We start from the raw sequence: 23,358 nt of genomic DNA on the forward strand, positions 1-23,358 counted from the left end.
TTTTATATGGAACGAATTTGATGTAAATTATTATTATTTTAATTTTATAATAAAAATGATTGACAAATTTTTAGCTATAATTTAATATTAAGATATAGTAAAAAATTATAAGGAGGTATAAAATGAAAGCAGTTATTGTTAATAAAAAAGGAGATGGAGTAGAAGTAGTATCAGATTATAAAAAACCATCTCCAGGGTATGGTGAGGCATTAGTTAAGGTTGAATATTGCGGAGTATGTCACACAGATTTACACGTTGCACATGGCGATTTCGGAAAAGTTCCAGGAAGAATTTTAGGACATGAAGGAATTGGTATTGTTGAAGAGCTAGGAGAAGGAGTAACAACATTAAAAATTGGCGATAGAGTTTCTATTGCTTGGTTTTTTGAAGGTTGTGGACACTGTGAATATTGTACAACAGGAAGAGAAACTTTATGCCGTTCGGTAAAAAATGCTGGATATACAGTTGATGGCGGTATGAGTGAATATGCTTTGGTGACAGCTGACTATGCAGTAAAAGTTCCGGAAAATTTAGATCCTGCTCAAGCATCATCAATAACATGTGCGGGAGTTACGACGTATAAAGCTATTAAAGAATCTGAAGTTGCACCAGGGGAATGGATTGTAATATATGGTGCAGGAGGATTGGGGAATTTAGCGGTTCAATATGCTAAAAAAGTATTTAATAATAAAGTAATAGCTGTTGATATAAATAATGATAAGTTGAAATTAGCTAAAGAATCCGGTGCTGATGTAGTAATAAATGGAAAAGAAATAGAAGATGTTGCTGGATATATTGTTGATTTAGTTGGTGGATGCCATGGGGCTGTTGTAACAGCAGTTTCTAAAGTTGCATTTAATCAAGCTGTAAACTCAGTGAGAGCTGGTGGTACAGTAGTAGCGGTAGGATTACCTTCAGAATATATGGATTTAAGTATTGTAAAGACAGTTTTAGATGGTATAAGAATTAAAGGGTCACTTGTTGGAACAAGAAAAGATTTAGAAGAAGCTTTTGAATTTGGAGCAATGGGATTAGTTGTACCCGTTGTAGAGAAGGTATGTGTAGATTCAGCTCCTCAAGTTTTTGAAGAAATGGAAAAAGGATTAATTCAAGGACGTAAGGTATTAGATTTTACAAAAGTAACAAATTAGAAAACAGTTATTGATGTTGTAACTTGTATTTTCTAATCTTCTGAGCAGATAAGAAAAATCATATAATAATATTTTAGCGGCTAAGAGTAAATTCTTAGTCGCTTTTATATGGATGAATGGCATTAAAATGTTGGTGTGAAATTTTCTAAGAAGTGCAGTTATTTATAAATAGCATAGTGACTTTTGGATTTTACATTGTGACATTCACGAAAGAATAAACAAAAGCCCACTTAAGGACTTTTGAACATTATGTTCAGTAGTAAGTCTTAAGTGGACTTTTATTTTAAAGGGGTTAAACTCTTTATCTTTATTCGCCTTTATAAGCTGCAACTAAGATTTCTCTTAATTCAGCAATCATTGGTTCTTTAGGATTTGCTGTTGTACATTGATCTTCGTATGCTAATTCAGCAATTCTATCAACTTTAGCATCAAATTCTTCTTGAGAAACACCTTGTTCTCTGATGCTCATTTTCAGTCCTAATTCTTTTGATAATTTGATGATTTCTTGAGCTAATGCTTCAACTAATTCTGCATTTGTCTTTCCTTCACAACCGATTAATCTAGCTACTCTTGCGTAGTCTTCGTCTGCTCTGAAGTATTCATATTTTGCCCAAGCTTGTGTTTTACCATTGTTTATTGCATTGTATCTAATTACGTGTGGCATTAAGATAGCATTTGCGTATCCGTGAGGAATTCCAAATTCAGCACCAATCTTGTGAGCTAATGAGTGGTTAATTCCTAAGAATGCGTTAGCGAAAGCCATACCAGCAATTGTTGATGCGTTGTGCATTGTTTCTTTTGGTGCGTGAGCATCTGTGTGATATGAATCTCTTAATGATCCCCATACTAATTCGATAGCTTGTAAGCTCAATCCTCTTGTATAATCTGATGCCATACATGATACATATGATTCTAGAGCGTGTGTTAATACGTCTAAACCTGTGTAAGCTACCATTGATTTTGGTAATGTGTATGTGAATTGTGGGTCAACAATAGCTACTGTTGGTGTTAATGCATAGTCAGCTACTGGGAATTTCATATGTGTTTCAGAATCTGTAATAATAGCAAATGGTGTTACTTCTGAACCTGTACCTGATGTTGTAGGAATTGCTACTAATTGAGCTTTTGTTCCTAATTCAGGAATTTTGTATGCTCTTTTTCTAATATCTAAGAATTTTTGTTTTGCGCCAAAGAAGTTAATTTCTGGTTGTTCGTACATTAACCACATCATCTTTGCAGCATCCATTGGAGAACCACCACCTAATGCGATAATTGTATCTGGTTCAAATGCTTTAATTTTTGCTAAACCTTTTAATACGATATCTGTTGTTGGATCTGCTTCAACATCTGAAAATATTTCATATTTTACACCATTTGGTCTTCTTGATAATACATCTACTAATCTTGATACTAATCCGTGTTCTACCATACCTTTATCTGTAATGATTATTACTTTTTCTACGTTTGGCATTTTTTCTAAATATCTGATTGAATTCTTTTCAAAGTATAATTTTGATGGTAATTTTTGCCATTGCATGTTATTTCTCCTCTTAGCAATTGTTTTAACATTAATTAAGTGTTTTACAGAAACATTTTCACTTACTGAGTTTTTACCGTATGAACCACAACCTAATGTTAATGATGGTGTCATTTCATTGTATAAATCACCGATACCACCGATTGATGATGGAGAGTTTACTAAAATTCTACATGCTTCCATTTGTTCAGCAAATTTTTCAATAATTTCATTATTACCAGCAAATGTGTGTAGAGAAGCAGTATGTCCCATACCGTTAAATTCTAACATTTGTCTTGATTTTGCAAAACCATCTTCTAAAGATTCTGATTTTAAGAATGCTAATACTGGAGATAATTTTTCTCTTGTTAAAGGATATTCTGGACCAACACCTTCTACTTCAGCTATAAGAAGTTTTGTACCAGCAGGTACTTTAATTCCAGCTTTTTCTGCTATTGCCATAGCTGTTTGTCCAACTATATCTGGGTTAGCCATTCCTTTTTCTTCATTAATTACATATTTTTCTAATTTTTTAATATCTTTTGCAGGTACGAAATAACCTCTATTTCTTGTGAATTCCGCTTTTACTTCGTCATAAATTTCTTTATCACATATTACTGCTTGTTCTGAAGCACAAATCATACCGTTGTCGAAGGATTTTGAAACGATAACATCATTTACTGATCTTCTAATATCACATGATTTTTCAAAGTAAGCTGGTACGTTACCTGCACCTACCCCTAATGCTGGTTTACCTGTTGAGTAAGCTGCTTTAACCATTGCGTTACCACCAGTTGCTAAAGTAATTGCAACATTTGGGTGATTAATCAATTCTGAAGTAGCAGAAATTGAAGGTTGAGTTACCCATTGGATACAATTTTTTGGAGCACCCGCTTTTATTGCAGCATCATAAACTGTTTTTGCAGCTAAAGCTGAACAATTTTGTGCACTTGGGTGGAATGCGAATATTATTGGATTTCTACCCATTACTGAAATTATAGATTTGAATAATACTGTTGAAGTTGGGTTTGTAACTGGTGTTATACCTGCAACTACACCTAGAGGAGATGCTACTTTAATAACTCCGGTTTGCATATCTCTATCTATTACACCACAAGTTTTTTGATTTTTGATTGAATGCCAAATTGTTTCTGTTGCATATAAGTTTTTAATACATTTATCTTCGTATATACCTCTTTTTGTTTCTTCTACAGCTGCCTTAGCAAGCACCATATGTTGGTCATTACCAGCTATTACCATAGCATGAACAATTTTATTGATTTGTTCTTGATCGTAAGACATAAATTCACTTAATGCAACTTTAGCATTAGCAACTAATTGTTCTACTTCCATATTTTTTTCCATTGTTTCTTCTACCTTTGTTTCTATTTTTTTTGCTACCATTTGTTCCCCCTTTTAGAACGGTTATTTTATTAACAAATATATGATATTATATTAACAAAATTTTGTAAAGAGGAAAATGAAATGTAAACATTTTCAGAAGTTAAGATTTTAACAAAATGTAACAATTACCTTCAAACATTGTAAAATACAATATTTGCGAAAAAGGAAAATAACGTGATATAATATAAACAATGAAATTATTAAATAAAATGAGGTTAAAATGGAAAAGATTTTAAGTACAATTTATCATGATTCAAGTAAAAATTTTATTTCTAATCCATATCCTAAATTAAAGGAAGAAATTGAAATAAAAATTAGAATGATAAAAAATGAAAAAGTAACAGGTGTTTTCATTAGATATAGAAAATTAGGAGAAGAAGTAATTCAAAAAATGGAAATTTCCTATGAAAAAAACAATTTAGTTTATTATAAAGCTAGAGTGATTTGTCATGAGGAGATATTTTCTTACTATTTTAATATAACAACAAATGATGCTATTTATTACTATAATCAAGAGGGTATCTCTGATTATAGAATATATAATTCTAGTAATTTTAAAATATTAGTTGGATATAATGCTCCCGAATGGATGAACAATACTGTTTTTTACCAAATTATGGCAGATAGATTCAGAAATGGAAAACCTGAAATTACTATTAAAGAAGGAGCATATACATATCAAGGATTTAAACCTATAAATATGGATTGGGAACAAATTCCATATGAATGGGATAAATCACATTGTATGGATTTTTATGGTGGAGATTTCTATGGAGTAATTGAAAAATTGGACTATTTACAAGAATTGGGAGTAAATGCTATTTATTTTAATCCTATTTTTACTTCGCCAACAATGCATAAGTACGATGCACTTGACTATTTTGAAATAGATCATAGTCTAGGTGGAGAAGAGGGATTTGCAATGCTTTGTGATGAAATGCACAAGAGAAATATGAAAGTTGTGTTAGATATATCTATTAATCATACATCAAGTTCGTCCAAATGGTTTAATATGGATGGGACATTTTATGATAAAAGTATCGGAGCATATAACAATCCTTATTCAAAAGAGAGAGAATATTATTTTATTAATGAAGATGGAAGTTATGAAGCATGGGCTGGAGTAAAAACAATGCCAAGCTTAAATTATAATTCACAAAGTCTGAGAGATATTATATATAGAAGCGAAAAATCTGTTTTGAAAAAATATTTAAAAGCACCATTTAATATTGATGGTTGGAGATTTGACGTTGCGGATGTTATGGCAAGAAATGAAAAAGTTAATGTATACGAAGAAGTTTGGACTGAAATTAATAAGGAAATTAAAAGTGTAAATAAAAATGCTCTTATTTTAGCAGAAGAATGGCAAGATGCTCCAGAAATGTATAATGGACATAAATGGGATTCAACTATGAATTATTTTTCATCAACATTACCTATTAGAGAATTTGCAGGGGAAAAAGAAGTATTTAATGCTAGAAATAAAGATTTAGCAGCTATTGAATATAAATTTAATGCAAAGCAGTTAAAAAATAGATTGACACAGACATTCAAGATTTTACCATCTCAAATACAATATCAAATGTTTAATTTAATAGATAGTCATGATATTACAAGATTATATAATAATCCAAAAGTAGAGTTTGATGTTTACAAGGGATCGGTTATTACTTTATTTGGTTTACCAGGAGCTGTGAATGTTTATTATGGTGATGAAAAGTATTTAGATGGAGAAATGCATTCAATTGAAGGGGCGAGATATCCAATGGACTGGAGTGAAAAACTTCCTGCTAAAAAGCAAGAGATATTTGAAATGTATAAGACTTTATCTCATTTAAAAACAGAAAATGAAGCTTTTGGATTTGGTGGATTTAAGGTTGTCTATGCTGAAGGAGACGTATTTGCATTTTCAAGATTTACAGAAGATGAAGCATATATATTTATTTGGTCAAAATCTTCAAAAGAAGAAACGATAAATGTTGATCTAAGCTTCTTTGGTTTATTTGATAATGCAGAATTTATTTTAGGAGATGGAAACTTAAATATAGATATAGATAAATTAACTATAGAGTTTGCTCCGAAAATGTCATCGTTAATTAAAATAATATAGGGGAATTATGGAAAGTTATTTATTATTAAAATTTACACTAGATAGAAAATTTGATGAACTTATTCAATCGAATATATACAATTTTGAAAATATAGGGTTTGAAGTTGATGATCCTATTGAAAAACGAAATTTATTGATGGAATTACCTGAATGGGAAATTTCTGATATTAAAGTAGTTGATAATGGAACTATTTCTTATGGTGTATATTTTGAGGAAAGTGATTTAGGAAAAAGTGAATTAGAAAGATTGAGAAATTTTTTAATTCAGAAAATTGAAAATTTTGAATCTGAAGAATTATTTATTGATAATTCAAACTGGGAAGAAGAGTGGAAAAAATCATATAAAAGTTTTAATATAGGAAATAAAATTTTTATTAAACCATCATGGGAAGAAAGACCTGAAACGGATAGAATAATAATTGAGATTGATCCTAAAATGGCTTTTGGAACAGGTACTCATGAAACAACTTCAATGTGTATGGAGTACGTTGAAAATGATAATTTAATAGGTAAGGATATTCTTGATATTGGTTGTGGTTCAGGGATTTTATCCATTCTTGCTAAAAAATTAAATGCAAATCAAGTAGATGCTTGTGATATTGATAAAATAGCCATAGCATCAACAAAAGAAAATGCTATTATTAATAATGTTGAATTAAATGCTTTTGAATCTAATTTGTTTTCCAATGTTAAAAATAAATATGATTTGATTTTTGCTAATATTCTTGCTGAGATAATAGTGGTTATGCTAGATGATGTTGATGATTTCTTAAAAGAAAATGGGAGATTGGTTTTATCTGGAATTATTAAAGAAAAAGAAAAATTAGTAAAAGATAAATTAGAATCAAAGGGATTTGAAGTAATAGATACAAAATATAAAAATGACTGGGTATTAATTTCAGCAGGTAAAAAAAATGCATAGATTTTTTGAAAATGAAAATAGTTTAAATAATGGAGAAATTTATATTTCTGAAGGAAATTTACATCATATAAATGTATTGAGAATAACAGAAAATGAGGAATTTGAGGTTGTGATTTTAGGGGTTGTTTATACTGTAAAACTTAAGGAAATTTCTAAAGATTTTGCGATTTGTGAAATTATTTCTCAAAAAGAAGATTATAGTGAGTCAAATATTAAAATCAATTTATATCAAGGATTACCAAAATCAGATAAGCTTGAGTTAATAATTCAAAAAGCGGTGGAATTGGGAGTTAATAAGATTATTCCATTTGAATCTTCTAGAACAATAGTAAAATGGGATGCTAAAAAAGAAAAAAAGAAACTTATAAGATATCAAGAAATTGCATCATCTGCTGCTAAACAGTCAAAAAGATCAATTATACCAGAAGTTTTGCCTTTAGTTTCGTTTAATGAAATGATAAATGAAATTAAAGATAAATTTACTGTTATAGCTTATGAAAATAGAGGAATCACATTAAAAGAAACTTTACTTAAAGATGATTTTAAGAAAATAAATATAATAATTGGACCAGAAGGAGGATTTTCTGAATCTGAAGTAGAAAAAATTGAATCAGCAGGTGCAAAAGTTGTTAATTTGGGAAGTAGAATTTTAAGAACTGAAACAGCAGCAATAGCATTGATTTCGATGATTCAATATGAAAAAGGAGATATAAATTTAAAATAAAATATTTTGCTTGAAAAATGAAGGGCATTCATATATAATTATTAGGTAAACCTCGTGGTTAAACATTAAAGCATGTGGGGAGGTGAAATACATGACAGAAATCAGAGTAGGTGAAAACGAATCAATCGACAGTGCTTTAAAAAGATTTAAAAGACAATGTGCGCGTACAGGAGTTCTTTCAGAATACAAAAGAAAAGAACACTATGAAAAACCAAGTGTTGTAAGAAAGAGAAAAATCGACGCAGCAAAAAGAAAAAAAAGAAGAGGATAATTTGTTATCAAAACTAGTTACTACGGTAGCTAGTTCTTTTTTGTTTAAATTTAAAGGTTCTTTGTCAAATACCCATAGGGCACAGGTATTGTTGGTGAATTTTATCCACCAACACTATTTATTGTAGAGCCAATTTAAATAATCAAATGATATAAGAGATAGTTTGTCATAAATAATTAACAAATTTAGGAGTAGTAAGTATTATATTAGTATAATGATATTTTTTTGACTAATTAAAATAAGTGTGGTATTTTTAAAAAAAAGAAAACATTTACAAATATTTTAGGAGGTAAATAAATTGTATTAAGAGGTTTAACATAAACTCGTTTTCGTATAAAGATTGGGGAGAAATATATGAAAAAAATATTATTATTAGTAAGTTTAATTTTATTTTGTACATCTTGTACTAATTTTAAAAATCAAAAAAAAGATGAAAAAACAATTAACTATGAAGACTTAAAAAATAATAAAACTTCGTTAAATGAAAAATTTTATAATTTTTATCAATACATATTAAAAAATTATAGTTTAGAAGATTATAATATGGTGGATTCTTCAGGTGGAGAGTTATCAAAATATATTTTAATGGTTGAGCCAGATATAACTTTTAATAATAAATCAGCTAGAACAGATGAAAATGATAATACAAATGTATTTTTTATTAAATATACTTCTAAAGATAATTTAAAATATAAGGCTAGTGTTTTTATTAATATATATAATAATTCTAATGAAGTTGACAGGTATACATTTGATTCTTATTCGTTTATTCCGAATTCTAATTCTGAATCTACTATTTCAAATATATTGAAATTTAAGGATTATTTAATAAGGATCACGGTAAATTATGATAATAATAAAATAAAAAAAGATTCTACTCAATATTATCAAGATATGCTAGGAGTATCTTCTAAAGTAACAAAAAAATTGATTAGCATTTTAAGTAATATGAAATAATATATTAAATATAAAATAGAGGTGTTACAAAATAACCATAAATTAAATGGATGTTTTGCAACACCTTATTTGAATTACAAACTATTTATTATTTCAAGCAATTCATCATAATTAGATGCCTTCAATAACGCAATATCATCTCTATTATATCTATCAAAATAAATTGGCGTAATTCCACAATTTTTTGATCCTAAGTAGTCGGATGTGTAGTTATCTCCAATCATTAAGGTTTCTTCAGGTGCTAAGTTATTTTCCTTCATCAATATCATGAAGGGTGTGGAAAATTTCTTACCTGTTTCAAGATCTTCAGAGGCGTAAGATTTTTCAAAATATTTATCTAGTTTTAAGAAATACGCTCTTGATAATTGAGTGTCAGTGAATCCATCTGTTAAAAGATATAATTTGTAATTGCTTAAGCTTTCTAAAAATTGATCAACTCCATCAATTTTTTCTAGATAATTTTGCCATTTAGACATCATAAATCTTAAAATTTTAGTGGATAGATTATCTTGATATGATACATTTAGTTTAGATAATATGCTTAATATAATTTTTTCTCTCATTATATTAGCTTCTCTTATTCCTATAAATCTATCCAGCCCATTTTCAAAAAATATATCTAGATATCCTATTCCTAAATGAAAAAACTCTTTGTTTTCTAGATTTTTGTACTCTTTTTTTATTTCGTCATAAAATACTTTATTAAAAATTTCAAAATCAATAGTATTGAAAAAATTATTGTGTATTGATCTTACAAAATTATTTAATGATTTTTTAGTTTCAATTAATGTCTCATCTAAATCTAATATAATATTTTTTATCATTTTTAATCCTTCTATGTTAATATTTTAATTTTAATATTAATAATATCAGAAAAATGTGGTAATATAAATATATACATAAAAATTTAGTGTATTATATTAAATTATGGGTAACGGTAATATAAGGAGGAGCATATGTTAACAGGGATTATAACTAATGATGTTGTTTTTGTTATCGTACTTACTCTTGGTTTAACAGCTTTGATAATGGAACTTTTTATTCCTAGTTTTGGAATAATAGGAATTACAGGAATTTATTTAATTTTTGAATCTTTTCTTGCAATTAAAAATATAGATAATATATTTTTATGTCTGATAATTTCTATTTTATTATCACTGTCTATCTCTTTAATTATTATTAAAATATTTTTTAAGAATTTTGATAAAAATAGATTAGTTTTAAGAGATAACATGTCAAAAACCAAGTCAAAGTCAGTTGATCCTATTAGTCTTGATTTGATTAATAAGGAAGGTATAGTTGAAAAAACTTTAAGACCATCAGGGTTGGTTAAAATAGAAGGAAAGCTTTACAATGCTGTTTCTTTTGGGGATTTTATTTCAAAGGATTCCGATGTAAAAGTTGAAAGGATAGAAAAAAATCAAATTTATGTAAAGGAAATTAAATAGGAGGTATGCATGACAAATTTTTTGATGTTAGCATTAAGTCAAACTAGCGATTCAAACTTTTTTGGATTGATTATTCTAGTAGCGATTTTGATATTTATATTATCAATATTTCTAACATTTATTCCTGTTGGATTATGGATAACAGCATTCTTCTCAGGGGTAAAAGTTGGATTGGGAACTTTAATAGGAATGAGAATGAGAAGGGTAGCACCTTCAAGAATTATTAATCCATTAATCAAGGCAACAAAAGGTGGGATTAATATTAAGATTAATGAATTAGAAGCTCACTATTTATCTGGTGGGGATGTAAACAAGGTTGTTGACGCTCTTATTGCAGCACAAAGAGCTGATATAGATTTGGAATTTGAACAAGCTGCAGCTATTGATTTAGCTGGTAGAGATGTTTTCCAAGCTGTACAAATTTCTGTAAATCCAAAAGTAATCGAAACACCTGTTATTGCAGCGGTTGCAATGGATGGTATTGAAATTAAAGCAGTTGCAAAAGTTACTGTAAGAGCAAATTTAGATAGATTAGTTGGTGGTGCTGGAGAAGAAACGATTATATCAAGAGTTGGTGAAGGTATTGTTACAACTGTTGGCTCTTCAAAATCACATAAAGATGTATTGGAAAATCCGGATTCAATTTCTAAAAATGTATTGTCGAAAGGTTTAGATTCAGGTACAGCATTTGAAATTTTGTCAATTGATATAGCTGATGTTGATGTAGGGAGAAATATAGGAGCTGCATTACAAGCTGATCAAGCAGAAGCTGATAAGAAAATTGCTCAAGCAAAAGCTGAAGAAAGAAGAGCTATGGCTGTTGCTCAAGAACAAGAAATGCAAGCAGAAGTAAGACGTATGAAAGCTAAAGTAGTTGAGGCTGAATCACAAGTTCCATTGGCATTAGCTGAAGCGTTAAGAAGCGGAAAATTGGGAGTAATGGATTACTTTAAATTGGAAAATGTTAAAGCTGATACAACTATGAGAAATAATATTGCTGGTGAAGACATGAGCAATAAAGATGGAGAATAATTGTGAAAATTATTGATTCATTAAAAGCAATAGTTGATGAAATAAATTTAGAAATTGAAAATGAAAAATTGAAAAACAATAAAACTTATACAAAAAAAATTAAGAAAAATGGGCAAACAAAATCAAAAAATACATTATCAAAAAAAGCTTCAACATTTGAAGAAAAATATGGTAATAGAGAATATTTTAAGGATAATCTTTACTATTATAGTGATGAAGGAGAATCAGAATTATCTGATACAGTAAAAGATTATGATGATTATTTAGAAAATTTTAAGGCTATAAATAACAAAGATAATAAAGTAGAAAGCCCATTATCTAAAGAATTGAGAAAAAGAAATTCGGCTAGAAAATCTTTCATTCACAGTATAATTTTTGAAAGAAAAATATAGAGGATTCATCCTCTATATTTTTACTTATGTGGGAGGATGTTATTAAAGAGTTAGTTTATAACGTAAAAAAAATTGATAAATTAAATATTTTATTTGGAAATTTAGATAAAAATATTAATTATATTGAAAAAGAGTTCGGGGTCAAAATTAAGATTGCAGATAATAAATTAAAAATTAAAGGTGATGAAGAAATTATAAATTTGGTAATACATTTATTGGATATTTTATTTGAAATTATCGAAACAAAAGGAATGCTTAGTTTTGAAGATGTTAGATATGCAGTCAACATGGAAAAACAAAACAATAGTGAAAGCATTAAAAATTATTTAAATGATATTTTAGTTACAACGTATCAAGGGAAACCAATTAGGCCAAAAACTATTGGACAAAAAAGGTATGTAGATATAATCAGAAAAAACGGAGTAGTTTTTGGTGTTGGACCAGCTGGTACGGGGAAGACTTATTTGGCTATGGCTATGGCTATTGAGGCTTTTAAAAATAAAGAAGTTTCAAGAATTATTTTGACAAGACCTGCAGTTGAAGCTGGAGAAAGTCTAGGATTTTTACCTGGTGATTTACAAGAAAAAATTGATCCATATTTGAGACCATTGTACGATGCTTTATTTGAAATTATGGGGCCAGAAACTTATCAAAAATTGATGGAAAAGGGAAATATAGAAGTAGCACCTTTGGCATACATGAGAGGTAGAACACTTGATAATTCCTATGTTATTTTAGATGAGGCACAAAATACAACACCTCAACAGATGAAAATGTTTTTAACAAGACTTGGATATGGCTCAAAAGCTATAATTACAGGGGATATTACTCAACTTGATTTACCAAATGGTAAAAAATCTGGATTGATAACAATTAGAAATATCCTAAAAAATGTTGAAGGCATAGAATTCGTGGATCTTGACAAAAATGACGTTGTTAGACATCCACTTGTTCAAAGAATAATCGATGCTTATGATAAATATGAAAAAAGGATGAATGATGCAAATTCTGATAGACAATCAAAATGATTTAATAAGATTAAATGAAGAATTGGAAAATAAAATAGAGCAAGCATTAGTAGAAACGCTTAAAAATACAGGATATGGAACAGATTATGAAATTTCTATTTCAGTAGTTGATGCTGAGGAAATCAAGCAATTAAATGCAGAATATAGAGGAAATGATAATGTTACTGATGTTTTAAGTTTTCCATTATTTGAAAGAGAATATATTCCTGAAGAAGGAATGTTAGGAGATATAGTAATTTGTAGTGAAAGAGTTAAGGAACAAGCTAAGGAATTCGGACATTCTGAAGAAAGAGAATTTGTGTATTTAGCAGTTCATTCCATGTTGCATCTTTTGGGATATGATCATATGGAAGAAGATGAAAAAATTGAAATGCGATCTAAAGAAAAAGAAATAATGAAAAATTTAGGGATTTTTAAATGAAAAATTATGACACTGAGGAACGTGATAAGATAAAAAATAATAATAAAATAGCTTCGTCGTTTGATAATGCAATAAATGGAATTATTGAAAGTGTAAATACTGAAAGAAATATGAAAATTCATATTGTTATTGCAACTATGGTTTTGATTTTATCATTTTTATTGGATTTTACTAGAGTTGAACTTATCATTATTGCAATTACTACAATGCTTGTACTAGTTACAGAACTTATAAACACAGCTATTGAAACGTTAACAGATCTAACGATTGATGGAAAATATCATGAGCTTGCTAAAAAAACTAAGGACATTTCAGCGGGAGCAGTTTTGTTAATGTCGGTAAACTCTCTTATTGTAGGGTATTTATTGCTATACCCTAAATTAAAAACTATATTTATAAGTAAAAACGTGTTTCAAAGAATAATGATTAATCAAGAACATCTTGTAGTGATATCAATAGGTGTAGTTATGCTTTTAACACTACTATTAAAAGGTATATTTTTCAAGAAGAACACAACTCATTTATTTGGTGGTAGTGTATCAGGACATACTTCATTAGCATTTAATATTGCTACAATAGGATATATAATATCTAAAAACTACATAATAGGTATATTATTATTCTTACTTGCTTCAATTGTTGGAGAATCTAGATACGAAGCCAAGATACACACATTAAAAGAAATAATAATTGGTGCAATATTAGGAATATTGTTGGCAGTGATTATATTTATAAATTACATTTAGGAGAATTATGTTTAAATCAGGATTTATTACGGTTATAGGTAGACCGAATGTTGGTAAATCAACATTATTAAATGGTTTGATTGGAGAAAAAATTTCAATAATATCTGATAAACCACAAACAACTAGAAATAAAATACAAATGGTGCTTACCAATGAAGATATGCAAGTTGTATTTTTAGATACTCCAGGTATTCAAATGCCTAAAAATAAACTTGGAGACTATATGCTATCAGCATCAAAAAGTACGTTAAATGAAGTTGATTTAATTACATTCATGGTAGATATGAGTGATGATATTGGTAAATTGGATCAATATATCATAGATATTTTAGATGGGGTAAATACTAAAGTTATTTTATTGGTTAATAAGATAGACACAGCTGAAAATCAAGAGCAAGTTGAAGAAATTGTATCTAAGTATAGAGCAATGAATAAGTTTGAGAAAGTTATTCCTATTTCTGCATTAGAACAAACAAATTATCAAGAATATCTTGATACAGTTTATTCCTTGTTAGAAGAAGGACCACAATATTATCCAGGTGATATGATAACTGATCAACCCGAAAGAAATATCATTGCTGAAATTATAAGAGAAAAAGTTTTAAGAAATATGTATGATGAAATTCCACATGGAATTGCAGTTGAAGTGCTTAAAATTTCAGAAAATGAAGATACAGGAAAAATGCAAATAGAAGTAAATCTTTACGTTGAACAAAATTCTCATAAAGGAATGGTGATAGGTAAGGGAGGTTCGATGCTAAAAAAAATTGGTACTCAAGCTAGAAGGGATATTGAAAATCTACTTGATACAAAAGTTAACTTAAAAATATGGGTAAAAGTTGCAAAAGACTGGAGAAAGAAAGATTCAAGGGTAAAGGATTTTGGCTATATATAATTTAAGAGGAATAGTATTTAGAGCTGTTGATTATGGAGAAACTAGCAAAATTCTTACTGTTTTCACAAGAGAAGAAGGAATTATTTCTGTGATGGCAAGGGGGGTTAAAAATCCAAAGTCAAAAAAGCAAAATTTAGTTTCTGTTTTTACTGAAGCTAATTTTGAATTAACTAAATTGAAGGATTTTTATTATATTAAAGATGGAGAGATTATCAAAGATAATTTACATTTAAGAAATAATATTATTAAGATATATATAACTCAGATATTTTTTGATATAATAGAAAGAACAATGTTTAAAAATGAGAAAAATGAGATAATATATGATTTACTTATAAAATCAATACATTATTTAAATTTAAGTAATAAATACATTACTATTTTAAATATGTTTTTAATAAAAATCATATCAATTTTAGGTTATAAACCAGTACTTTTTAATTGTGTAGCTTGTAGAAAGAAAAAATTTAAGGAAATATTTTTTTCTGAATCAAGAGGCGGTATTTTATGTGAAGATCATCAAAACCATGATTGTATAAGGCTTGATTTTTTAGAATATGAGTATCTGTGTAGTATTTTAGTACAGATTTATGAAAAAATTGATATAATAGATAATAAAGTAGATGAAAAGAAGTTTTTAAAAATTTTAATTAATTTTATTAGATATAATACAGAAATTTCTGTACCTAATTCATATAAAACATTATCAAAATTAATTGGGATTAGTTAATGAGGAGAAATGCATGCATTTACAACAAATGATTGAAACATTAAAAAATTATTGGGCACAAAATGGTGCGGTTATTTTAGAACCATATGATATTGAAAAAGGTGCTGGAACTATGAATCCAAATACATTTTTAAGATCATTGGGACCAGAACCTTGGAATACTGTTTATGTCGAACCATCTAGAAGACCAGCAGATGGAAGATATGGTGAAAATCCAAATAGGCTATATCAACATCATCAATTACAGATTATTTTAAAACCAACACCGGATGACATTCAAGATAAATATTTAAAATCATTAGAATTAATAGGTGTAGATCCAAGTATACATGATATTAGATTTGTTGAAGATAACTGGGAATCACCTACACTTGGAGCTTGGGGAGTAGGTTGGGAAGTATGGCTTGATGGTATGGAAATCACACAATTTACATATTTCCAACAAATAGGAGGAATTCCTTTAGATATTGAAGTTGGCGAAATAACAATGGGTATTGAAAGACTGGCAATGTATATCCAAAATGTAGATTCAGTTTATGATTTAAAATGGAATGATGATTTATATTATGGTGATTTATATAAAATTGCAGAATATGAAAACTCAAAGTATTCATTTGAAGATGCAAATGTAGATATGCTTGAAAAATTATTTGATATGTATGAAAAAGAATCTGAAAGATTAAGTGAAATGAAATTAGTAATGCCTTCATATGATTATGTTTTAAAATGTTCACATGCATTTAATGTTCTAGATGCTAGAGGAGCTATCTCGGTGTCCGATAGAAATTTATATATACAAAGAGTAAGAAATTTAGCAAGAAAAGTTGCCGAAAATCATTTAGAAAAGAGAGAAGAATTGGGATTCCCATTACTTAGAAAAGAGGAAAATCATGAGTAATTATTTATTAGAAGTTGGAGTTGAAGAATTTCCTGCAAAATATATAAAACCAACTCAAAATCAATTTAAAAATTATATTGAAAAATCTTTTAATGAAAATAATTTTTCTTTTGAAAGTTTGACAATAAATAGTACTCCTAGAAGATTTTCAATATTAATAAAAGATATAAAATCTATAGAAAAAGATACTACAGAACTTGTAAAAGGACCATCTAAAAAAATTGCATTTGATCAAGATGGAAATCCTTCAAGAGCTTTACAAGGTTTCTTAAAAAGTAAAAATGTTGAATTAAAAGATATAACTTATCAAGAATTGAATGGTGAAGAATATATTTATGCAAAAATCGTTAAGGACACTGTAAAATTAAATGATTTACTAAAATTAGAAATTCCTCAAATGATAAGATCTATTTCAAATCCTAGACAAATGAGATGGGGAGGAAAAAATCTTAGATTTTTAAGACCGATTAGATGGATAGTATCTTTATTAGATGATGTGGTATTAAAATTTGACTTAGAAGGAATAAAAGTTTCAAATGTAACTAAAGGTCATAGAACATTAGGAAAATCAGAAATAGAAATTAATTCAATTTCTGAGTACGAAGAAAAATTAGAAGAAAATTACGTTATTGTTTCAGAAGAAAAAAGAAGACAATTAATTCTAAGAGGAATCAATAGATTGTCTAAAGAAAAGGGTGGACATTATTTAGAAAATGAAGAACTTTTGGAAGAAGTAATTCAAATTAATGAATATCCTACACCGTTTATTGGAGAATTTGATAATGGATATTTAGCTTTACCTAAAGAGGTTGTGATTACACCAATGATGGATCACCAAAGATATTTCCCAGTATTAGATGATGAAGATAATTTATTACCATACTTTATTTCCGTTAGAAATGGTGATGACAAAGGTATTAAAAATGTAGCAGAAGGAAACAAGAAAGTTCTACTAGCAAGACTAGAAGATGCAAAATTCTTTTACAATAAAGATATATCCAAGAACCTTGAAGAATATATTCCTGAACTTGAAAAAGTAGGATATCACGAGGGATTAGGAAATATGCTTGATAAGACACAAAGATTAGAAAAATTAGTTGTGACTATTGGACAGAATATCGAGTGTGGAAGTGATGCTATAGAGATAGCTTCTAGAGCGGCAAAATTATCTAAAGCAGATTTGGTTACATCTACTGTAATTGAATTTACTGAATTACAAGGCACTATGGGAAGGATTTTTGCTGGTAAGAGTGGAGAAAATTCTTTAGTTGCAAAGGCCATAGAAGAACAATACATGCCTGTAAAATCAGGTGGTGAACTACCTTCTACAACAAGTGGAACATTATTATCATTATCAGATAAATTTGATACAATTTCAGGATTGTATTCAAAAGGAATTGAAGTTACAGGATCTCAAGATATGTATGGTCAAAGAAGAGCTGTACTTGGAATATTAAATATTTTGATTACCAATAGAATAAATGTAAATATAAAGCAAATTATAAAAGACGCTTTATATAATTATGTTGAAAGTTTTGGGCAAACATTTGAATTTGAAGAAGTTGTAGAAAAACTTTTTAAATTTATAAAAGTTAGATTTAGAAATTTACTTTTAGATGAAGGATTTAGATATGATATTATAGATTCTGTATTAGCTACAGAAAACGATGATATTTACGGAATCTATAAGAATATTAATTTATTAGATGAAAAATCAAAGTCAAATAGTAGTTTTGAAGATTTAATATCTAAATACGTAAGAGTAGTGAATATATCATCAAAAGCTGAAAAAATTGAAATTAATGAAGCTATATTTACGGATGAAGATAGAAATATATATGATAAAGTTAAACAATTAGAAGAATTAAATATATTAAAATTAGATGGTAAATTTAACGAAGCATTTGATTTATTATCAGAAATTGTTGTAGAAATGGACAAATATTTAGATAATACACATGTTAATTCAGATGATGAAGCAGTAAAAACAAACAGATTATCTATTATTAAAATGTTAAGTGATAAGATTTTTGAGTTATTTAATCCAACAGAGATTGTGAGGTAAGATTTATGGTTAATTTATATGTTATTTCAGATTCAACAGGTGAAACAGCTAATCAGTTAGGAAATGCAATAATGATCCAATTTCCATCTGTAGAATTTAATAGAAAAAGATATTCTAATATTACAAATGCAGAACAAGTTGAAAAGATTTTTGAACATAATGAGGGAAAAACGATTGTTTTGATGACGGTAGTAGTTGATGAAGTTATAAATAAAATTAAAAGTTATCAAAATGATGAATTTGAAGTTATAGATTTACTATTAAGTCCAATAACTCATATTGAAAATTTCTTAGGACAAAAGGCTAATAGAAAGCCGGGATTAATGAGGGATTTAGACAATTCATATTTTAATAAAATTGAAGCGATAGAATTTGCTATGAACTTTGATGATGGTAAAAATCCTAAAGGATTTTTGGAAGCTGATATAGTATTATTGGGTGTATCAAGAACATCTAAGACACCACTTTCAGTATATTTAGCAAATAAATCATACAAAGTTGCAAATTTACCGTTAGTTCCAGAAATAGGAATTCCTAAGGAAATTTATGAAGTTGAAAAGAAAAAACTTATAGGGTTAATTATTGATCCACAAAAATTAAATGAAATAAGAAATCAAAGATTATTAACATTAGGATTAAGTACAGATTCTGCATATGCAAGTGAAAATAGAATTAATGAAGAATTGGAATTTGCAAAAAAATTATATGAAGAATTAGGATGTACAGTTATAGATGTTTCTTTATCTACTATTGAGGAAACAGCTGCTAAAGTTATAGAACAAATAGAAAATTAATCAGAGGTTAATATGGGGTTTATACCAGAACAACAAATAGAAGAATTAAAATCGAGAATAGACATTGTAGATATAATTTCAGAATATGTTGATCTAAAAAGGGCAGGATCTAGTTTTAAGGGATTGTGTCCATTTCATAATGAAAAAACTCCATCCTTTATGGTTAATAGAGAAAGAAATAATTTTCATTGTTTTGGTTGTCATGAAGGTGGCGATGCAATATCTTTTATAATGAAAATGGAAAATTTAGAATATATTGATGCTGTAAAATTTATAGCCGAAAAATTAGGAATGTCATTAGAAGAGACAGAATATTCTAAAGAAAAGATTTCAAGAAATAATAAATTATACGAAATAAATTCAAAAGCGGCAAGATTTTATTTTAAGGAATTACTAACAAATCAATTACCCCAAAAGTATTTAATGGAAAGACAATTAAGTAAAAATATATTAAATAAATATTTTTTGGGTTATGCAAATCATAACAATGATTTATATAAATACTTGAAAAAAGAAGGGTTTGAAGAGCAAGATATGCTTGATTTAGGTCTTATCGGTGAAAAAAATGGAAGTTATTATGATAAGTTTAGAGATAGACTTATCTTTCCAATTTTAAATAATAAAAATAAAGTAATAGGATTTGGTGGTAGAACATTAAACAACAATAATATAAAATATCTAAATTCTCCTGAATCGGATATTTTTATAAAAGGTAAAAATGTTTATGGTGTTAATGTAATTAAAAGAAATAAGCAGGATAAAATTATCCTTGTAGAAGGATATATGGATGTAATTTCTCTTTACAATCATGGAATTGACTATGCTCTTGCATCTTTAGGTACTGCGTTAACAGAGGATCAGGCAAAGATTATTTTAAGATATTCTAAAGAAGTTTACATTGCTTATGATGGAGATACAGCAGGTATAAAAGCAACTCTTAGAGCGATAGAAATATTTAAAAATTTGGATGTACAATTAAAAATTTTAGAGTTTCCTAATGGTATGGATCCAGATGAATTTATTAAATTAAAGGGAAGAGAAGCATTTGAAAAAATGCTAAATAAAGCATCTAATGTTATAGACTATAAATTAAAAAAACTTTATGAATCAAGTCAAAATCAAATTGATTTTATAAAAGGAATAACTGAATTTTTAGCGAGCATAAAAGGAAATGTAGTAAGAGATTTATACATTGATAAATCAGCTAAATTTATAGGAGTTACGACGGATTCGTTAAGAAATGATGTTGAAATTATTATTAAGAAAAATTCAGAAAGAGATGCTTTTCGAAACACTAATCATTTTGATAATAATAAAATAGGGTATAAAAGTTATACTAGTAATGTGATTAAAAATGTAGAAAAACCAGTAAATAATGAAAATACAAAAAAAAGCTTATTGCAAAGAGAAATTTTGTTGTATTCATTAATTAATGAATTTTCTTTTAATTTACTTAGAGAATTTAAGGATTTTTTGGATAATGAAGATTATTCCAAAATTTATAAGAAAATTGAAAAATATTATAATGATAATCTTATTATTGAAGATGTATTAAATATGGACTCATTTATCAATTTGGGATTAAATAAAGAATATGATAAATTAATAAAAAATGAAGATGTAAAGTTGAATAGTATATTGGAAGAACTTAAACATAGGATAGAAGTATTCAAATTGCAAACTAGATTAGGTGAAATAAAAGAAGAGCTGAGAGAAAAAAGAGGCGACAAAGAACTTTTATTAGAATATACTAATTTATTACAAAAATTGACTTAAGGAGGATTTATGAAGGATAAAGATATTGAAATGGAAAATTTAAGGTTGTCAATCTTAGAAGAAGCTAAGTCTTTAGCTGAAGAAAAAAATGATACAATTTTAATCTCACAATTAGAGTCAATTGATGGATATTCTAACCTAGAATATGATGATATTGAAATATTGAAAAAAGAATTAAGTGATATGGATATTGACCTATTAAAAGATGGATTCGTTGAACCAGAACATGATGATGAAGATGTAGACTATGATAGTATAGAGGATGAAACACCAGACTATGACGATGATTCTGAAGAAGACGAAGATATAAGTGAAATTAAAGGTGCTTTTGTAGATGATCCTGTAAAGATGTATCTTAAAGAAATTGGTAAATTGAATTTGTTATCGAAAAAAGAAGAAATTACACTTTCAAGACAAATGGAAGAAGGAGAGATAGCTTATAAAGCAATAGAAAATCAACCTTATACAATTGATGAAGAGGTAGAGTTGTCTAAGAAACAAGCTTATTTCGATTTAGCTAAAAAAATAATTTTTGGCAATAGTAATCTTGAAGAAGGGAAAAAAATAGATAATAAAACTATAAATGAATTAAATTTTATTTATATGATGAGACAATTTACAAATTGTACTGATAGTGAAACTGAACATGAAAAAGAAGGGTTAAATCTATTAAAATATTTAAATGATTTGGTTGTTACAAGACTTGATAAATCAATTATTTCAGATGATCAAATGAACGATATTTCAACTGCTATTGAAATGATAAAATCCATTATATTTGATTTAATTTTACCAGAAGGGGTTGATTTGGAATTGGATGGCAAAAAAACTTCTTCATATAGAAAAAATTGTGAATACACATATAAAAATAAAAATGCAATTATAAAATTGGCAAAGAAGATAAATGATAAAACAGATACAGAATATCACTTTTTCAATGAATTTAATGGATTAGACGTTGAACTTATAACTGAAAGTGAAAAACTTTCTATGGAAACTAAATATGAAATATTAAAATATTACGTGTATTCTGATTTAATCGTTAGAGAAAGACATGAAAAAGATAATAGAGGGGTAATGTTCTTTGAAGAAGAAAATTATAATAAATTAGATATAGGTCTTGAAAAAATATTAAATAGAATTAATGGTAGATGTAAAGATAATTCAAAATGCATATTAAGTGTTGATGAATATGATACATTAAAAGAAATTTATGAACGTGGGAAACTAAATGAAAAGATGATTCAAAGAAGTGGATTAGATGAAGCTGATATCAAATATTTGAAAAAGAGATATAGAGTTGGTAAGTATGCAAAAGGAAAACTTGCAGAAACAAACTTAAGACTTGTAGTTTCAATTGCAAAGAGATATGTTGGTAGAGGTATGAGCTTCTTAGACTTAATTCAAGAAGGAAATCTTGGTTTAATGAAAGCGGTAGAAAAATTTGATTATAAACGTGGATTTAAGTTTTCAACATATGCAACATGGTGGATAAGACAAGCAATTACAAGAGCTATAGCTGATCAAGCTCGCACAATTAGAATTCCTGTTCACATGGTTGAAACGATTAATAAGCTTGTTCGTGTTCAAAGACAATTAGTACAAGAATTAGGTAGAACACCTACAAATGAGGAAATTGCTAAAGAGATGGGATTGGATGTTGAAAAAGTTAGAGAAGTCAGAAAAATTTCTCAAGAACCAGTTTCATTAGAGGCTCCAATTGGTGAAGAAGATGATTCACATTTAGGAGACTTTATTGAAGATGAAAAAGCTTTAGCACCAGATGAAGCAGCAAATCAAAAAATGCTAAAAGAGCAATTAGAAGAGATTCTTTCAACACTTTCAGATAGAGAAAAAAGAGTTATAGAATTAAGGTTTGGTCTTGTAGATGGAGTGCCTAAAACATTGGAAGATGTAGGTAAAGAATTTGATGTTACAAGAGAACGTATCAGACAAATTGAAGCAAAAGCGATTAGAAAATTAAAACGTCCAGGAAAAGGTGATAAAATTAAAGACTTCCTAGAAGGTTTTTAAGATTAACTTTTAACTTGAAAGTTTAGATGTGCATGTAAATTACC

The 23,358-nt window shown here is 27.9% G+C and carries 21 protein-coding genes; 19 read left to right on the forward strand and 2 right to left on the reverse strand.

What is annotated here, in order from left to right:
- Nucleotides 1–122: 122 nt before the first annotated feature.
- On the forward strand, nt 123–1,151 hold the full coding sequence (adhP, locus tag ABGF48_RS02225; protein WP_408104730.1) for an alcohol dehydrogenase AdhP: 1,029 nt from the start codon (nt 123–125) through the stop codon (nt 1,149–1,151).
- Between the two features lie 307 nt (nt 1,152–1,458).
- Here the strand turns inward: adhP and adhE are convergent, their stop codons facing one another.
- Nucleotides 1,459–4,071 (reverse strand): bifunctional acetaldehyde-CoA/alcohol dehydrogenase, encoded by a 2,613-nt coding sequence (gene adhE / locus ABGF48_RS02230; RefSeq protein ID WP_408104731.1) that lies wholly within the window; start codon nt 4,069–4,071, stop codon nt 1,459–1,461.
- A 220-nt stretch (nt 4,072–4,291) separates the two neighbouring features.
- Here adhE and ABGF48_RS02235 point away from each other — a divergent pair, with 220 nt between their 5' ends.
- The 5 genes from ABGF48_RS02235 (at nt 4,292) to ABGF48_RS02255 (ending at nt 9,055) form a co-directional block, all read left to right on the forward strand.
- The gene (locus ABGF48_RS02235) at nt 4,292–6,181 is read left to right on the forward strand and encodes a glycoside hydrolase family 13 protein (protein WP_408104732.1); all 1,890 of its coding nucleotides are present in this window, start codon (nt 4,292–4,294) and stop codon (nt 6,179–6,181) included.
- Nucleotides 6,182–6,188: 7 nt separating this feature from the next.
- Nucleotides 6,189–7,103: a 50S ribosomal protein L11 methyltransferase gene (prmA, locus tag ABGF48_RS02240; protein ID WP_408104733.1), complete on the forward strand. Its 915-nt coding sequence runs from the start codon at nt 6,189–6,191 to the stop codon at nt 7,101–7,103.
- Nucleotides 7,096–7,827, forward strand: coding sequence for a 16S rRNA (uracil(1498)-N(3))-methyltransferase (locus ABGF48_RS02245; RefSeq protein ID WP_408104734.1), 732 nt, complete (start codon nt 7,096–7,098; stop codon nt 7,825–7,827). The genes prmA and ABGF48_RS02245 overlap by 8 nt, the downstream gene beginning before the upstream one ends.
- A 91-nt stretch (nt 7,828–7,918) precedes the next feature.
- Nucleotides 7,919–8,098 (forward strand): 30S ribosomal protein S21, encoded by a 180-nt coding sequence (gene rpsU / locus ABGF48_RS02250; RefSeq protein ID WP_134711764.1) that lies wholly within the window; start codon nt 7,919–7,921, stop codon nt 8,096–8,098.
- 354 nt (nt 8,099–8,452) lie between these two features.
- Nucleotides 8,453–9,055, forward strand: coding sequence for a hypothetical protein (locus tag ABGF48_RS02255; protein ID WP_408104735.1), 603 nt, complete (start codon nt 8,453–8,455; stop codon nt 9,053–9,055).
- Between the two features lie 74 nt (nt 9,056–9,129).
- Here ABGF48_RS02255 and ABGF48_RS02260 read toward each other — a convergent pair whose 3' ends face one another.
- Nucleotides 9,130–9,879, reverse strand: a complete 750-nt coding sequence (locus tag ABGF48_RS02260; RefSeq protein ID WP_408104736.1) for an HAD family hydrolase — start codon at nt 9,877–9,879, stop codon at nt 9,130–9,132.
- 132 nt (nt 9,880–10,011) lie between these two features.
- On the opposite strand from ABGF48_RS02260, the gene ABGF48_RS02265 reads away from it, so the two are divergent.
- Genes ABGF48_RS02265 through rpoD form a run of 13 tightly spaced genes read left to right on the forward strand, consistent with a single transcriptional unit; the run spans nt 10,012 to nt 23,314 of the window.
- Nucleotides 10,012–10,503, forward strand: a complete 492-nt coding sequence (locus ABGF48_RS02265; protein WP_408104737.1) for an NfeD family protein — start codon at nt 10,012–10,014, stop codon at nt 10,501–10,503.
- 24 nt (nt 10,504–10,527) lie between these two features.
- The gene (gene floA, locus ABGF48_RS02270; RefSeq protein ID WP_408104756.1) at nt 10,528–11,535 is read left to right on the forward strand and encodes a flotillin-like protein FloA; all 1,008 of its coding nucleotides are present in this window, start codon (nt 10,528–10,530) and stop codon (nt 11,533–11,535) included.
- 2 nt (nt 11,536–11,537) lie between these two features.
- Nucleotides 11,538–11,927, forward strand: coding sequence for a hypothetical protein (locus ABGF48_RS02275; protein ID WP_408104738.1), 390 nt, complete (start codon nt 11,538–11,540; stop codon nt 11,925–11,927).
- Between the two features lie 26 nt (nt 11,928–11,953).
- Nucleotides 11,954–12,955, forward strand: a complete 1,002-nt coding sequence (locus ABGF48_RS02280) for a PhoH family protein (RefSeq protein WP_408104739.1) — start codon at nt 11,954–11,956, stop codon at nt 12,953–12,955.
- Entirely contained in the window at nt 12,927–13,376 is a 450-nt protein-coding gene (ybeY, locus tag ABGF48_RS02285; RefSeq protein WP_408104740.1) for an rRNA maturation RNase YbeY, read from the forward strand. Before ABGF48_RS02280 ends, ybeY begins: the two co-directional genes overlap by 29 nt.
- A complete protein-coding gene (locus ABGF48_RS02290) occupies nt 13,373–14,122 on the forward strand; it encodes a diacylglycerol kinase (protein WP_408104741.1) in 750 nt (249 codons plus the stop codon). Before ybeY ends, ABGF48_RS02290 begins: the two co-directional genes overlap by 4 nt.
- 7 nt (nt 14,123–14,129) lie before the next feature.
- A complete protein-coding gene (gene era, locus ABGF48_RS02295; protein WP_408104742.1) occupies nt 14,130–15,017 on the forward strand; it encodes a GTPase Era in 888 nt (295 codons plus the stop codon).
- Nucleotides 15,004–15,747 carry a DNA repair protein RecO gene (gene recO, locus ABGF48_RS02300; protein WP_408104743.1) on the forward strand — a complete coding sequence of 248 codons (744 nt, stop codon included), beginning with the start codon at nt 15,004–15,006 and terminating at the stop codon, nt 15,745–15,747. The genes era and recO overlap by 14 nt, the downstream gene beginning before the upstream one ends.
- Nucleotides 15,748–15,760: 13 nt before the next feature.
- Entirely contained in the window at nt 15,761–16,645 is an 885-nt protein-coding gene (gene glyQ / locus ABGF48_RS02305; RefSeq protein ID WP_408104744.1) for a glycine--tRNA ligase subunit alpha, read from the forward strand.
- Nucleotides 16,638–18,710: a glycine--tRNA ligase subunit beta gene (gene glyS / locus ABGF48_RS02310; protein WP_408104745.1), complete on the forward strand. Its 2,073-nt coding sequence runs from the start codon at nt 16,638–16,640 to the stop codon at nt 18,708–18,710. Before glyQ ends, glyS begins: the two co-directional genes overlap by 8 nt.
- A gap of 5 nt (nt 18,711–18,715) precedes the next feature.
- A complete protein-coding gene (locus ABGF48_RS02315; protein WP_408104746.1) occupies nt 18,716–19,504 on the forward strand; it encodes a pyruvate, water dikinase regulatory protein in 789 nt (262 codons plus the stop codon).
- Between the two features lie 12 nt (nt 19,505–19,516).
- Nucleotides 19,517–21,280, forward strand: coding sequence for a DNA primase (gene dnaG / locus ABGF48_RS02320; protein WP_408104747.1), 1,764 nt, complete (start codon nt 19,517–19,519; stop codon nt 21,278–21,280).
- Nucleotides 21,281–21,289: 9 nt separating this feature from the next.
- On the forward strand, nt 21,290–23,314 hold the full coding sequence (rpoD, locus tag ABGF48_RS02325; RefSeq protein ID WP_408104748.1) for an RNA polymerase sigma factor RpoD: 2,025 nt from the start codon (nt 21,290–21,292) through the stop codon (nt 23,312–23,314).
- The last annotated feature ends 44 nt before the right edge of the window (nt 23,315–23,358 follow it).

The sequence above is a fragment of the Helcococcus bovis genome (assembly GCF_046035835.1).
In the GTDB taxonomy this organism is placed as follows: domain Bacteria; phylum Bacillota; class Clostridia; order Tissierellales; family Peptoniphilaceae; genus Helcococcus; species Helcococcus bovis.